The organism is Sorangium sp. So ce281, from assembly GCF_051527395.1.
Classification (GTDB): domain Bacteria; phylum Myxococcota_A; class Polyangia; order Polyangiales; family Polyangiaceae; genus Sorangium; species Sorangium cellulosum_B.
Window position 1 is genome coordinate 2,614,700 of sequence record NZ_CP150322.1, and the last position, 14,573, is coordinate 2,629,272.

Sequence of the window (14,573 nt, forward strand, 5' to 3'; positions counted from 1 at the left end):
GCGCGGCGAGCGGGGCTGCGTGGCTCACGAGGCTTCGGCGGGGCGCTGCGCCGCCGACTCGGGGGCCTGGTGCGCGATGGCCCAGACGAACTCCGGCAGCAGCGCGAGGGAGTGCGGATCCTGCGTCACGCCGATGAGGCCGCTGATGAACTCCATGGGGTGCTCGCGCCTGCTCCCGTCGATGAAGCGCAGCTGGGCGCTGGTCAGGCCGGGCGGCAGCTCGGAGAGCCCTGGTCCCTGCGGGTTCCCGAGGCCCCCGAGCGCGTCGCTCCGGGCCTCCGCCGTCCGCCATCGCTCGTGCCAGCTCTCGAGATAGGGATTCGGGGCGAAGTAGTCGTTGGGCCACGCGCGCAGGTAGGGAAACAGCACGTGGATCCACCCGGTCAGCTCGTCGGCCGAGCTCTCGTACCGGAAGAACGCGCGCCAGAACATCGTGTCGGCGCGCCCCTCCGCCGAGGCGGCGATCTGGTCGAGCACGGGCAGGAGCGCGCGGGTCCACCGATCTTGCCCGACGGAGCCGAGCATCGCCACGCGCTGGCGCACCCAGCGCCAGTCGTCGGACGTGCCGAGCAGGTACACGCGCGGGATCCCGCGCCGCGGGAACACCATGTCGCCCGGGAACGGCGGCTCCCACGCGTGGTGCGGCGCGAGCGGGGTCGCGACCGTGAGCTCCGACGACACCCGCTCGACAGGCCCCGTGGTGGAGAAATTGGAGGTCACGAGGTCCCGCAGCGAGCCGACCCGCGCCGAAATTTGCCTGGAAAAGTCCGGAAACAAAGCCGGCCACGGGTTCACCTCGCCGAGGGTGAAGTCCCGGCGATCGACGACGAGCGAGAACTCGTGATCGTCGGGGAGGAAGCGGCGCCGCTGCTCGTCGTTCGCGGCGAGGTGGAACGTGAAGCCGCGCGCCAGGCAGAGCCAGACCACGTCGGGCGAGAGCACGAGGGGATAGCGCTGGGTGAAGGCGGTATGGGCGGCCTGGACGAGCGGGTGGTGGTCCGTGCGTCCCACGAGGGGCAGGCGGTGGCGGTAGGAGGCCTCGATCTTCGAGACGAGCAGGCTCTGCACCGAAGCTTCGCTATCGAATCCCGGCAACGGCGCCGTTGCGGGCTCGACGTCGGCAACGGCGATCGTCGTGACGTTCATGAGACCTCGTCCTCTCCAGGGCTGCGCGGCGCGCTCGTGATCCTTCGCTGTCCTTCGTACACGAGCGTGCGGCGCGCGACAACGGGCCGCGCGCTGGCGCCCACCGCGGCGTCGCTGCATGGGGCGGAGCGCGCCCGGGCGCGGCACATTTCTGCTGTCCGGCGTGAGCGCTGGAGCCCGGCAAGGTGCCTGTCCCGAGCATCGATTGGCGATGGGTCGCGAGCGGTCGTGCTCCGGGGCCGCTGGGAGGCGAGTGCGGTCGTTCTTCCGGACCTCCGAGAAGACAGGAGTTCGTTCTCGTCCTTCCCACGGCGCGCGCAGCCACGTCGACGGCGCTGTCGCCCGGCGCTGGTGTCGCAGCCGAGCGCGTCCTCGTCGCAGCCGAGCGGGGTGTCGTCGGAACCGAGCGTTTTCTCTGGATCCAGGCTGTGTTTAACCGGCATCGAGAGCTTATTCTCTGGATCCAGGCTGTGTTTAACCGGCATCGAGAGCTTATTTTCTGGATCCAGGCTGTGTTTAACCGGCATCGAGAGCTTATTTTCTGGATCCAGGCTGTGTTTAACCGGCATCGAGAGCTTATTTTCTGGATCCAGGCTGTGTTTAACCGGCATCGAGAGCTTATTTTCTGGATCCAGGCTGTGTTTAACCGGCATCGAGAGCTTATTCTCTGGATTCAGGCTGTGTTTAACCGGCATCGAGAGGATTTTCTCTGGATCCAGGCTGCTTTTCGTCGGAAGCTGGCGCGATGCCGGCGCGCCGTTCACGCCGCGCCGGCTCCTCCATACGCGCGATGCCGCTGGAGCGTGATTTTTTTGCGGTCAACAGATGCCCGGGGGCTTTGCCGGGGCGGTGTTGCATGTCCGTGGTGAATGGTGCACGACTAGGCGCTCGTGCAGCCGCGGCGATACGCCCCGAAGGAGGAGCGCAGCAGATGAACTCACGCCAGGCGAGTCCCCTCGGGGCGAGCGTATCGGCCAGCCCGAAGCTGGCGCTGCGGATCGACTTTCTCAAGAAGGTGTACGGGCTCTTCACGGCGAGCCTGGTCGTCTCCTCCCTGGGCGCCATGTGCGCGCTGTACATCGGGGCGCCGGACGTGGAGGAGGGGACGCTGGGGCGCGCGATGCCGCCGCTGGTCGAGCTCTTCGCGCAGCACCCGATCCTCTCGATGGGCGTCGTGTTCGGCGTGATGTTCGGCGCGCGCGCGGTGCGCAAGATCCCCGGGGTCAACGTCCTCGCGCTCTTCGGGATGGCGGCCGTCCTGGGCGTCACCGCGGCGCCTGCGCTCTACATGGCCCAGGCGGCGGCGGGCCTCGGCGGCACCCTGTCGTCGGCCCCGGTGCGGGACACCTTCATCCTGACGGTGCTCACGTTCGGGAGCCTCACGCTGGGGGTCTTCCTCACGAGGGAGGACCTGTCGTTCATGGCCAGCGGCCTGGTGATGGGCGCCATGGTCGTCCTCGGCGCGATGCTGCTGAACGCCCTGCTCGGGAGCACGGTCCTCGGCCTCGCGATCGCCAGCGTGTCCGTCCTCGTGTTCGGGGGATACGTCCTCTACAACACGTCGCGCCTGCTCCACTCGAGCGAAGAGGACCCGGTCGGCGGCGCGCTCGACCTCTACCTCAACTTCATCAACCTCTTCTCGTCGATTCTGCAGATCCTCTCGGGCCGCCACGTTTGAGCCGGCCGCGTCGCGTTCACGTCGCGGCGCGCGCCCGTCCGCCCCCGGCCTCCCTTGGGTCTCTCGCCCGGGGCGGACGGCTGGAGGGCGGCTTGACGCGCCATTTGGGCCGGGTAAGAACGCGCTGACCATGAGCCTTCAGCTCCTCGTCGCCGCGCTTGCCCTCTCCCTCTCATCGCTCTCATCGCTCTCCTTGCTCGGTTGCAACAAGCCCGCCGAGGAGGCGCCGGTGGCGGTGGCGGTGGCGGCCGCCGAGCTCGCCGCGCCGGCGAGCGTCAAGCGCATCGACATCGCGGTGAACGACAGCGGCTTCTCCCCGTCGACGATCGAGCTGAAGAAGGGAGAGCCCGTGGTGCTGCGCTTCACGCGGACGACGAAGAGCGAGTGTCTGAAGGCGATCGCGATTCCCGATCTGAAGATCGAGAAGGACCTGCCGCTGAACACGCAGGTCGAGGTGGCCATCACCCCGCAGAAGGAGGGGAAGATGGTGCTTCAGTGCTGGATGGCGATGGTCAAGGCGACCATCAACGTGGTCGGCTCGTGACGCAGCCGCGCCCGTCGCGAGGCGCGCGCGCCGTCAGAGCATGAGCCAGAGCTCGGCGTCGTAGCGCTTCGCGCCGCCGCCCGCGTCCTCTGCCGCGCGGCGCCTCCCCGAGGCGGGCTCCTCCGCGCTGCCCGGCGCGTCGTCCCGGGGCGCCCCGTCGCCTCGAGCGCGCGCCTGCGTGGGCCAGGTCGATTCGAGCGGTCGCGACGCGGCGCGTCTCGACTTGATGTGGCCTGTATTACCGTTGTGGCGGTGGTTTTCGCTTCCCTTTGGGGGCCCCGTGAGTAAGCTCTGCGCCCCCCAACGTGCCCGGCGGGAAACCGCCCCGGTTCTTCGCTCCGAACCGGCTCGTGACGAGGCGCGCCGAGGGGATCGCTCTCGCGGCGCGCCGCGCGGAGCCAGTTTCAGCCACCCCAGACGGAGCGAGCAAGGCGATCCCATCATGAATCAGCATCCCGGCATCATCGGCAAGAAGATCGGCATGACGCAGATCTTCAACGAGACGGGCGAGGTCCTGCGCTGCACGGTCGTGCAGGCGGGCTGCGTCGTCGTCGGCAAGCGCACGCTCGAGAAGGACGGCTACAGCGCCCTCATCCTCGGCCTCGGCGAGCGGGCGGAGAAGCACACGACGAAGCCGCTCGCCGGCGCGTACAAGAAGTCGGGGCAGACGCCGAAGCGGATCGTGCGCGAGCTGCGCTGCAGCCCGGAGCACGCGGCGAAGTACGAGCTCGGCAGCACGCTCAAGGTCGACGAGATCTTCGAGGTGGGCCAGCGGGTGGACGCGCAGGGCCGCTCGCGCGGCCGCGGCTTCAGCGGCGTCATCCGCCGGTGGAGCTTCGCCGGCGCGGTCAGCTCGCACGGCACGCACGAGTACTTCCGCCACGGCGGCTCGATCGGTACGAACATGACCCCCGGCCGCACGCTGCCCGGCCTGAAGATGCCCGGCCACTACGGCGACGAGACGGTGAGCGCGCTCAACCTCAAGATCGCGAAGCTCCTCCCCGAGGACAACCTGATCCTCATCGAGGGTCCGGTCCCCGGCCCGAAGAACCAGCTGGTGACGATCCGCGGCGCCGTGAAGAAGCGCGGCGGCAAGGGGATCGTGCCGGTGCAGCAGCCGACCAAGAAGAAGGGCGGCTGAGCCCGGCCGCCGGCGGGGCAGCTCCCATGAGCGAGCGCCCCGCCGGTCGTGCCCGCCGAGTGTCCCTCCGTGTCGCAGAAGCCGAAGAACCCGTACAAGCGCCCTGACGCCTTCACGAAGGCGGCGAAGGCGCAGGGCTACCCTGCGCGCAGCGTCTTCAAGCTCGAGGAGATCGATCGCCGGGTGCGGCTGCTCCGCCCCGGCCAGCGGGTGCTCGACCTGGGCGCCGCGCCGGGGTCGTGGTCGATGTACGCGGCGCAGCGGATCGGTGCGGGGGGCAAGCTGCTCGCGGTGGATCTGTCGCCGATCACGGCGGCGTTCGGGCCGCAGGCGACGGTGGTGCAGGGCGACGCGCTGTCGCTCACGAACGAGGCGCTCGCGCAGTTCGCGCCGTACGACGTGGTGCTGTCGGACATGGCGCCCGCGACGAGCGGCAGCAAGATCGCCGACCAGGCCCGGAGCTACGAGCTGTTCATGCGCGCCGTGGCCGTGGCCGAGGCGCTGCTCGCGCCGGGCGGGGCGTTCGTCGGCAAGATCTTCATGAGCGAGGACTTCGTGAAGGCCCGGGACGCGCTGAGGAACCTCTTCGAGGAGGTCCGGAGCATCCGTCCCGAGGGGACGCGGGCGAGCAGCGTGGAGATCTTCCTGGTGGGGCTGAAGCGGAAGGCGGCGGGGAAGACGGGGTAGGGGAGGTCTTGCCGCACTGCCCGGCCCCCGGAGAGGGTGTTCGTGGGGCGGCGCGGGGGCCCCACCGAACTCGCCCAATTGACTTTCTATCTCCGGCGCGCTGTGCACGCCGGAGATAGAAAGTCAATTGGGCTCAAACAGCGGTCCGTCCCCCGCGCCGCCCCACGAACACCCTCTCCGGGGGCCTACGGTTCTGTTGATTTATATCCCTGCGGACGGTGGTCCGTCTCCTGCGCCGCCTGCGAACACCCTGGGCGGGAGCCTACGCCTGCCGATAAATCGACCGTCTCCTGATGAGGCGCTGCGGGGCGGGAATGCACTGCCGTCATGCGAGCGCGCGGCTTCGCTTCCTCAGAAGGCGCGCGTAGCTCTTCCGCATCTCCTCCGGCATCGGTGAACGTTGCAGCAAGGCCAGCGCTTCGCTCGTGCAGCCGAGCATCGCGTCGATGACCGTCGAGGCTTCGGCGCGCGGGAGGCGCATGTGCTGCTCGGCGAGATCGAGCCAATGGTGGCGGCGCAGATCCCTGTTGCGGATGCCGAGGCGCAGCGACAGCGTCTTGTCCCCATAGATCCAGGTGCATATCAGGTCATAAGCCGGTGCTAGCCGATAGATACCATCCGCTCCGCGCAGGAGAGATAGGTTCTTGAGATGCATGTCGCCGTTCCCGATCCAGTAGGCGACGAGCATGTGCCGGTAGAGCCGGCGCAGCTCGACCTCGGGCTCACCGCAATACCGCGCCACGATGTCCGCGCACTCCGCCGCGGTACCCTTGTCGCGCTCGTGGGCCGGTCGGCCAGCGAGCTGACAGAAGTCCTCCTGGTGGAGCTTGCGTGGCTTCTTGCTGCCGGTGCGGTCGTAGCGCTTGATGACGTACGCCAGGCTCCCGTCCGCGAGGTGGAACAGGCCGAGGCGCGGCACCCGCACGCCGGTGAGGACGGCGATCCGCATGCTCACGTGCTCGTTCTCGGGCACATGGGAGTACCGCTCGAGCTGCGGCTTGAGGATGTAACGGCTGCTCTTGTCGGCGACCTCGAGGCAGCTCCTATCCTCCGACAGCTGCATGAGCGCTTTTCGTTGCATGCCGGAGATCGACATCTTGCCGATCTCGGGTTGGATCCGGGCTGGCAGATGGAGGAGATCCAGATCGATCCGCGGGGCCTCCTCGGCGCCGAACAGCTGGCGCAGGCAGGCGCGGTGGTAGCGGCCTCCGGAGTCGTCGGGAGGGCTCCCGCCCAGGCAGATCAGGCAGGCGGTCATGCGGCTACGCGGCCACCGAGAGCTTCTCCGGCACGATCTCCACGGCGCCGGCACAGTCGGCGCACGTGGCGAGCATCAGGCCGAAGGCGTCGGTGCGGTCGAGGCCGAGCTTGCGGCAGGTCTGGTCGAGGAGCCAGCCCTCGGGGAGGAGGTTCTCGAAGAAGGGGTGAAGGCCGCGGCTGTCGTAGGGCTCGGGCCGGAGCGGGAGGGTTGGGGAGAGGGGGACGGCGTCGGGGCGGGCGAGGTAGGCGCGGTCGTAGATGAAGCGGGAGCCGCCGGGGATCTCCTCAATGACGCCGGCGCGTGTGCCATCGAGCGAGACGATGCCACGGCGGGGGCGACCGACCTGGAGGAGGCTGCGGTAGATGCGGAGCCGCTCTAGGGCGGCGGAGGCCTCCTTCCGGACCTCGGTGCGCTTGGCGCGCTCGGCGAGGCGAGCGATGCGCGCCTCGTCAAGAAGTTCCTTCGCAGCGAGGAGGCGGGTGGCGCCGTGCTTGCCATGCCGGCTGAGGTGGGTGAGGACCGGGCGCCACTCGAGGTCCGGGAGACCCTGGCGGTGGAGATGCGCAGCGGCGAAAGCGCGAACAATCTCGTCGTGCGCGGTGGTGGCGAGCTGGCCGAGGAGACGGAGGGCCTTGGGGCGATCTGGGCCACCCAGGGAAGCGAGCGCCCCGCATGCCCGAAGCCGAACATGCTCGCGCGGGTCGCTGCTCGCTAGCTGCGAGAGACCTTCATGGGCCGCTGGGACAACGAGCGCATACTGTCGCAGAGTTTCGATGCACTGGCTGTTTGTGAGTTGGTCGGATTCTTGGGCTAGTCGTGTCAATGCAGCGGCACCCAGTTCTCGCCCCCGTGGTGTATCAAACAGTGTCCACGCAGACCAAAGTCGAATGTGTGCCGGCAACGACGCTGAAATTGCCATCTCGTGCAATATGCTCATCCCGCGTGGGTCCTCGTGGGCGACCATCCATTGGGCGAGAGTGATCTTTGCGTCGGGTCGTGCGATACTGTTGATGTTGTGTGATGCGTGCGATAGTATCTCGCGCGCTGCGGTGCTGTTGCGAGCTAGCTCCTGAAGTCTGTGAGTGTTGATGTAGGTAGATTTCGTCGTGTCTGGGTCGTTGAATATCGCTTTCATCCATGTCGTTGCGGCCTCTTCGTCATGCCAGCGCAGGGTCAGCTCTCGGGCAATGTCCTCCCTCGATCGAGCATTGGTTATGTGGAGCAGGGAGCGCACCTGGTCGCGCATGGTGGAATCGTCCGCTGCCTTGATTAGAGCATGGATGTCGCTGCTGGCGCCGAGCAATAGCCCGCGGCGGATCGTGTCGACCACGAGGCTCACGGCCTCATTTCGCCATTCTGGAACTCGTAGCAGTGCGACGGCCGCGGTGTAGCGCCTGCGAGGTGTCCTGGCGTGATGCATGATCGCAGCGATCGGTCTAGATGCCGAGGATATGCCGCCGTCTAGCATCGCGAGCCAGGCGCTGGTCTTCTTGGGCTCCGAGAGCTGCTCTACGGCGCGGTGCAGCTGCATGACTTCGGATTCTGCCCATTCTCCCAGATGGCCCGCTTCCTTGAACAAATTCGCGAGCAGGTAGTCGTCAAGTTGGTCCAGGAGATTCTGTGTTAGTAGGCTGATTCGATCTTGCCTGGGGCATACGGCGAGGGCGAGCTCGTTCAGCAAGGCGATCTTGTTGGGGTTGACATCGCGCGAGCTCGCTTCAAGGGCAGCAGTAGTGAAGCGGGCGGCATCCGGCCACTCCGGACCGCGAAGCCGGAGGGCAGACGAGAGTTGCTCATCGTCACGTGGCCATGAAGGGAACTCGGGAACCAGGATGAAGTCTGTGATCTCGCGCGCGAAGGTGCGGACGGGTTCCTGATCGAGCAGACGGATCTCGGCCAGGCATCGAAGCGCAAACGTTACGAATGAATTCATATTGCCGTCGTCGAAGGGGCCCAACCGCGCTAGGACTCCCTGCAGCAGCTCGATCACCTGCTGCGGGCGCTCCTCCTCGATCATCCCGCAGATCAGGGTCAGCGTCTCGCTCCATGCCTGGTCCAGCCAATTCATCTGGAAGACCGCCTTGATCTCGTCGAGCCCCCAGTCATGAGCCCGGAACCGCGCATGGATCTCCGCTGCAGCGAGGTACTCCAGGAACGTCTTGTGAACGAACCCGAAGGTCTGACCGCCGATCAATGCGAGGATGTAGTTCCTCTCCCGCAGGTGCTGAATGAGCTGTTCGGCCGTCGCCTGCGCCTCCTCGGCCCTGAGCCCGTACTCCTCGGTGCAGAAGGACGCCGCGAAGGTGCTCAGGTCCCGCTGCTGGACGGCGTTACCGCTGCCGCCCGTGAGCTCGGTCATCATCTGGAAGGCGAGCTTCCGCAAGAACCGCTTCTTGCTGGGCAGATCGAACTGGACCGCACCGGCCGCGGCCAGGTGCTTGTTCACCTCCCACTGCTCTGCCATGAGGTCTACGGCGCGCTCATAGAGCCGGTGCCGCTGCCGAGGCAACTCCGCGCCGCGGTTGAGCATTGCGATGAGCGTGAGTAGCAGAGGGTTGCTGCACAGCTCGCGCACGGGCCTGCTCTCCTTGAGCGTCTGGCGTAGGCGTTCCAGCCTTCGCGCCGCGGCCTCCGGTGCGCCGGGGAAGGCGAGGCGGTGCCAGCGCTCCAGGAAGGCTTCGATCTGCTGCTCATCGAACTCCTGCAGCGTGTAGGTCGCGAGCCCGGCTTGCTGGAAGAGCGGCTGGGCCGGGCGGGCGCCGACGATTCGGCTCGTCACGATGCCCCGCCCCGCATAGCGGTCGCGCAAGCCCACGATCATGGCGGCGTAGTCCCGCCGGGCATGCGGGTCAGCCACCTCGTCAAGCCCATCGAAGAGCCACAGGAGGCGCCCCGCCTCGGCGAGTCGGCGCAATGGCTCTCCCTGGAGCGAAAGGTTGTGCTCCCGATGGACCTTGTCGAGGTAGTCGAAGAAATCGCAGGATCGGCTTGCTTGCTGGCACTGACGATAATGGAGATCGAACCGCCGGAGCTCGACGCGCACCGGCACCAGGTCGGCGGGCAGGTCGCCGAGTGACTCGCCTGGCGCGCAGAGCTTAAGGACGAGCCAGCGGGTGAGGGCGCTCTTGCCTGCTCCGGGGGCGCCTAGAATCAGGACCCAGGATTCCCCCAACGAGGTGACGACCCGATCGATCGGCTGCGGTGGACCGACGATGGCCGTGCGATGCCTCGCATCTTCCGCGTTGGTTCGTTGCGGGAACCTGCCGAGCCTCTCCTCGTCGTCCAGATCGCCGCCGAGGTCGCGCGGCAGATCCAGGCGGGGTGGCTCGCGGCGCGCAGTCTGCGGCAGAAAGACGTGCAGCAGGTCGAGCCCTGCCGGAATGTCCGCGTCCTCGCCCATCGTCGCCAGGTCGAACAACGTCTCCCGCCGGTAAAAGTCTGCCCAGTGACGGCGGTACGCATCGACCATCTGGGCGAGATCGGCGAGCGGGGACGCAACCGCTTCAGCGCTGCCGGAGAACGTGCCCTCGACCCGCTCGAACCCCACCCTCTTCTCGACCCGCCACGTGCGCCCCTCGGGGTCGGATCTCAGGCAGCCGATCCACCTCTTTTGGTCAGGGACATAGGCCCGCGTGCCATACGCCAGCCGATCCGGGTAGACTTGCACGATCTGGTACTGATTCGGCACCTCCGGCGGCCGCTCCGGCACCTTCACGCCGGCGCTGCCGATCCCGAGGACCGGCACGTCGTTGTCGAGCCACCCGAGCTGCTCCTCGTGGAGGTGCCCGTGCACCACGAGGTTCAGGTAGGGCCGGAGCATCCCCTTCAGGTCCTTCGCGTCCTGCCTCGCGATGTCGTTCTCGCCCGGATGGAGCGGATCGTGATGGATCGCCGCGATCCTGAGGAACCCCTGCTCCTTGTAAGGCCGCAGCTTGCCCGCGAAGAACCGGAGCTGCTGCTCGCCAACGAAGCCGTAATGGTCCTCGGCCCGATGGCTCTCGGCGATCGCCGAGTTCACGCCGGCGACCACCACCCGGAGGTCGGGGTACTCGAACAGGGTCCACGGCTCCGCCTCGGTGAACTCGATGCCGGTCTGCCCCTCGTAGAAGCGGGCGAAGAACTCCGCGTAGGGACGCAGCTTCGGCCAGTACGGTAGCGATGGCTGCTGCTCGTTGCCCGCGCGCTCCGCGAAGTACGCCTCGCAGAGCTTCCAGTTGACGTCGTGGTTTCCGGGCACGACGACCACTCGGCGCGGCGGCAGCTCCGTGACCTCGGTCAGCCCGTGGGCGAACGAGAGGAGCTGATCGAACTGCGACTTCATGCCGTACTCGGTGAGGTCGCCGGTGAGGAGAACGAGGTCCGGGCGCGTCCCTTCCTCCTCGCGCAGCCGATCGAGGTCGTCGCGGAGGCGCTGGAGGAGGCTGCCCGGCGAGCTCGGCCCTTCGAAGCGATGGTGCGGGCCGAACTGCAGATCGGACAGGTGCAGCAGGGTGACAGGCTTCCGATGGACCACGCTCCGCTAGCCTCCAGGCCGCGAGCGTACCACGACTCCTCTCGCTCGCCTGGCCGACGGGCGAGCCCTACCTCGGCGCGCGGCGGGTCACGCGCGCAGCCGCCCGCCAGCGCGGACCACCCGCCGATATCCCCTCAGAACGCGTTGTGCCCCGTGATCGCGTTGCCGAGGATCAGGCAATGCACCTCGTCGGTGCCCTCGTACGTGTACACGCTCTCCAGGTTGAGCATGTGCCGGATGACCGGGTAATCGAGCAGGATCCCGTTCGCGCCGAGCACGCTCCGCGCGGTCCGCGCGATCTTGAGCGCCCAGCCCACGTTGTTCCGCTTGCAGAGCGAGACCTGCACCGGGCTGATGCCGGTCGTGTCCTTCAGCCGCCCGAAGTGGAGCGCCATGAGCTGCCCCTTCGCGATCTCCGTCGCCATCTCGACGAGCTCCGACTGGATGAGCTGACGCGACGCGATCGGCTGGCCGAACTGGACGCGCTCGCGCGCATAGGAGACCGCCGTCTCGTAGCAGGCGCGCGCGGCGCCCAGCGCGCCCCACGCGATGCCGAAGCGCGCCTGGGTCAGGCAGCCGAGCGGGCCCTTCAGGCCGACCACGCCCGGCAGCACGTTCTCCTCCGGCACGCGCACCTCGTTGAGCACGATCTCCCCGGTCGGGCTCGCGCGCAGGCTCATCTTGCCGTGGATGAGCGGGGTCTCCAGCCCCTTCATCCCGCGCTCCACCACGAAGCCGCGGATGGACTCGGCCCCTCCGTCGTCGACCTTGGCCCACACAACGCAGAGGTCCGCAATGGGCGCGCTCGTGATCCACATCTTCGTGCCCGTCAGGACGTACGAGCTCCCGTCCTTCCGGGCGCGGGTCTTCATCGAGCTCGGATCCGACCCGCTGTCGGGCTCCGTCAGGCCGAAGCACCCGATCAGCTCGGCGGCGGCCATCCTCGGCAGCCAGCGCTGCTTCTGCGCCTCGGAGCCGTACTTCCAGATCGGATACATCGCCAGCGAGCCCTGGACGCTCACGAAGCTGCGCAGGCCGCTGTCGCCATACTCGAGCTCCTGCAGCGCGAGGCCGTAAGCGACCGAGTTCATGCCGGCGCAGCCGTAGCCGGTCAGCGAGCCCCCGAGCAGGCCGAGCGCGGCGATCTCGGGGATCAGGTCGGTCGCGAACTCCTCGCGCGCGAACAGGTCCGCGGCGCGCGGCAGGTACCGCTCGCGCACGAAGCGACGGACGGCGTCGCGGATCATGCGCTCTTCCTCGGAGAGCAGCGGATCGAACGCCATGAGCTGATCGAGCGAGAGGGGCTCCTGGGTGGCCATGGAGCGAGCGTGTAGCGTGCCTGCGCGCGGCGCGGAAGGGGCAGCGCCGGCGGGCCGCCGGCTCAGGGGCGGATGGAGACGAGCGTGCCCTTCCGTAGCGAGAGCGCGCCGTGCCATTCGGCCGGGACCTCGGGGGTCGTCCACTCGAACAGCCAGGCGGCGTCGAGCGGAGAGAGGTTCACACAACCGTGGCTGCGCGGGGTGCCGAAATCATCGTGCCAGTAGGCCGCGTGGAACGCGAAGCCCTCCGTGAAGTACTGGACGAAAGGCACGTCGCGGAAGTCGAACGGATCCTCGTCCTCCTCGTCGCCGTCCATCGTGACCGTGACGTGCTTCGTGTGGATGCGGAACAGCCCCTGGATGGTAGAGCGCGTCGTCTTCGGGTCGCCGAGGCCGTCCGCCCCCGTCGAGACGAGCGTCACGTAGACCGGGCGGGTGCCCTCGTAGGCGACGAGGCTCTGCTTGTCGATCGAGACGTCGATCCACTTCCGCCCGCGCACCGCCCACGCGGGCGTCCTGGGGAGCGGGTCGACGCGCACGACCTCGTCCGAGCGGACGAGCGAGCCGTCCCGCGCCTCGAGGTAGTCGATGCCGCCGAGGCGCCGCGAGGCGCCGGACAGCGGGATCGCCTCGCGGAAGCGGAGCGGGGCGCGGGTGACGCCGCCGCGCTCGCCCGGGACGAGGCGCGCGGCGTGGCGGCGCCTGGCGAAGGCCACGGGCAAGGGGACGCCCTCCGGGAGCGCCAGCCCGGCGAAGGCGCTCGGCCGGATGACCCGGGTGCGGTCGAGCGGCAGGACGGCGAGGTCGGTCGTCAGGCCGAAGCGGCGCCCGTCGTGATCGAACGTCGAGAGCAGGGCGAAGCCGGAGCGCGTCCGGGCGCGGCCCAGGACGAGCGCGCCGGGCGAGCGGCGATCGCCGGCGAGCCCGGGCGCCGGCCGCCCGTAGAGCAGGACCGAGGGGGTCGCGTCCGGAGGCGGCGGCGCGACGAAGTCGGGCGCGCGCGCGGCGGTCGCGGCGCGGAGCAGGTGCGCGGCGAGGTCGGGCTCGGCGCCGCGCTGCTCGTCCTCGTCCGGAAGGCGCGCATAGAGCGGCGGGGTGGGGGAGCGAGACATCACGTATGTGTAGGGCAGGCCGCCGAGCAGGGTTGTCGCGTCTCCTGCCTGCGTCGCGGCACGTGCGGTCTCGCCCGGGTGTGTCGCGGCAAGTGCGTTTGCGTCCGGCTGCATTGCGGCAAGTGCGTTTGCGCCCGGGTGCGTCGCGGCAAGTGCGTTTGCGCCCGGGTGCGTCGCGGCAAGTGCGTTTGCGTCCGGCTGCGTCGCGGCAAGTGCGTTTGCGTCCGGCTGCATTGCGGCAAGTGCGGTCTCGCCCGGCTGCATCGCGGCAAGTACGGTCTCGCCCGGCTGCGTCGCGGCAGGCGCGGCCTCGCCACGAACGACCGGCAAGGTGGGCGAGGCGAACCGGCGGACCGGTCGGCGAGACGATGCCTCGACCGCGAGGTCGTGAATGTTGAGCGTCGCGCTGGCGCCGATGCAGACGTAGCCGTTCGGCTCGATGTGGTACCAGCCGTCGGCGCACGACGTCCTGCCGGACGGCTCCGGCCTGCGCGCGACAACGGCGCCGGCGCGCAGGTACCCGATGCGCCGGCTGGTCCAGCGCGGTTCGGCGAAGATCCACGTCTCCCTGGCGACGCTCGCGAGCTCGTGGACCTCCTCCTCGGCCGCCGTCGGCGCGGTGGCCGGGGGAGGATCGATCTCGGGCAGCGCGTCGGATCCGTCGTCGACGAGCTCCGGCGGCAGCGCCGGCAACGCGAGCGGGTCGCCGCCCGGCGCCGCGGCGAGCGCGCCCGGCGCCATCGTGGCGTCCTCGCCGGGCGGCGCGACGTCCTCCGCGCGGGCGCCGGAGGGCGCCGGGGCAGCGACGGCGGGCGCGGCCTCGGCGAGCGGCGCGGTGACGGCGGAGGCGGGCGCAGGGGCCGGGGACGTCGCGGCGGGCTCGGAGGCAGGGCGCGGGCAGCTCACGCTCAGCGTCGCGAGCGCCATCGCCGGCAGGAGGAAAACGCCTCTCACGCGCATGGAGCGCGCGTACCAGGAGGCGCCGGCGAGGGCCAAATTCAAGGGGGGATCATTCAGGAGAGCGGAAGGGCACGGGGCGAGCGGCTCGCCGGCAGGAGGCGCCCGCCTGGGAGGCCCGGCAGGGCCGGCGGGCGCCTTGGCGCGGTGTGCGGCGGCTCCGCGCCCGCCGGCTTCACCAGGGCGGCGCGCGGTCGCCTCGCCGCGCCGCCGGC

General features: G+C 68.9%; 10 protein-coding genes. 4 read left to right on the forward strand and 6 right to left on the reverse strand.

What is annotated here, in order from left to right:
- Positions 1-24: 24 nt before the first annotated feature.
- Complete coding sequence (locus tag WMF27_RS10035; protein WP_437944110.1) at positions 25-1,146, reverse strand: DUF4419 domain-containing protein; 1,122 nt, start codon at positions 1,144-1,146, stop codon at positions 25-27.
- Positions 1,143-1,910 (reverse strand): hypothetical protein, encoded by a 768-nt coding sequence (locus WMF27_RS10040; RefSeq protein ID WP_437944111.1) that lies wholly within the window; start codon positions 1,908-1,910, stop codon positions 1,143-1,145. Before WMF27_RS10040 ends, WMF27_RS10035 begins: the two co-directional genes overlap by 4 nt.
- 167 nt (positions 1,911-2,077) lie before the next feature.
- Between WMF27_RS10040 and WMF27_RS10045 the strand changes: the two genes are divergently transcribed.
- From WMF27_RS10045 to WMF27_RS10060, 4 genes are all read left to right on the forward strand, one after another.
- Positions 2,078-2,824, forward strand: coding sequence for a Bax inhibitor-1/YccA family protein (locus WMF27_RS10045; RefSeq protein WP_437769129.1), 747 nt, complete (start codon positions 2,078-2,080; stop codon positions 2,822-2,824).
- Positions 2,825-2,954: 130 nt separating this feature from the next.
- A complete protein-coding gene (locus tag WMF27_RS10050) occupies positions 2,955-3,368 on the forward strand; it encodes a cupredoxin domain-containing protein (protein WP_437769128.1) in 414 nt (137 codons plus the stop codon).
- A 442-nt stretch (positions 3,369-3,810) separates the two neighbouring features.
- Complete coding sequence (gene rplC, locus WMF27_RS10055; RefSeq protein ID WP_437769127.1) at positions 3,811-4,509, forward strand: 50S ribosomal protein L3; 699 nt, start codon at positions 3,811-3,813, stop codon at positions 4,507-4,509.
- A gap of 69 nt (positions 4,510-4,578) precedes the next feature.
- Positions 4,579-5,196 carry an SAM-dependent methyltransferase gene (locus tag WMF27_RS10060; protein ID WP_437769126.1) on the forward strand — a complete coding sequence of 206 codons (618 nt, stop codon included), beginning with the start codon at positions 4,579-4,581 and terminating at the stop codon, positions 5,194-5,196.
- A gap of 325 nt (positions 5,197-5,521) precedes the next feature.
- Here WMF27_RS10060 and WMF27_RS10065 read toward each other — a convergent pair whose 3' ends face one another.
- The 4 genes from WMF27_RS10065 to WMF27_RS10080 form a co-directional block, all read right to left on the reverse strand.
- Positions 5,522-6,454 (reverse strand): type II toxin-antitoxin system HipA family toxin, encoded by a 933-nt coding sequence (locus tag WMF27_RS10065; protein WP_437769125.1) that lies wholly within the window; start codon positions 6,452-6,454, stop codon positions 5,522-5,524.
- A gap of 4 nt (positions 6,455-6,458) precedes the next feature.
- Positions 6,459-10,970, reverse strand: a complete 4,512-nt coding sequence (locus WMF27_RS10070) for a HipA N-terminal domain-containing protein (RefSeq protein WP_437769124.1) — start codon at positions 10,968-10,970, stop codon at positions 6,459-6,461.
- 134 nt (positions 10,971-11,104) lie between these two features.
- Entirely contained in the window at positions 11,105-12,289 is a 1,185-nt protein-coding gene (locus WMF27_RS10075; protein WP_437769123.1) for an acyl-CoA dehydrogenase family protein, read from the reverse strand.
- Between the two features lie 62 nt (positions 12,290-12,351).
- Positions 12,352-14,403: a L,D-transpeptidase family protein gene (locus WMF27_RS10080; protein ID WP_437944112.1), complete on the reverse strand. Its 2,052-nt coding sequence runs from the start codon at positions 14,401-14,403 to the stop codon at positions 12,352-12,354.
- Positions 14,404-14,573: the final 170 nt, after the last annotated feature.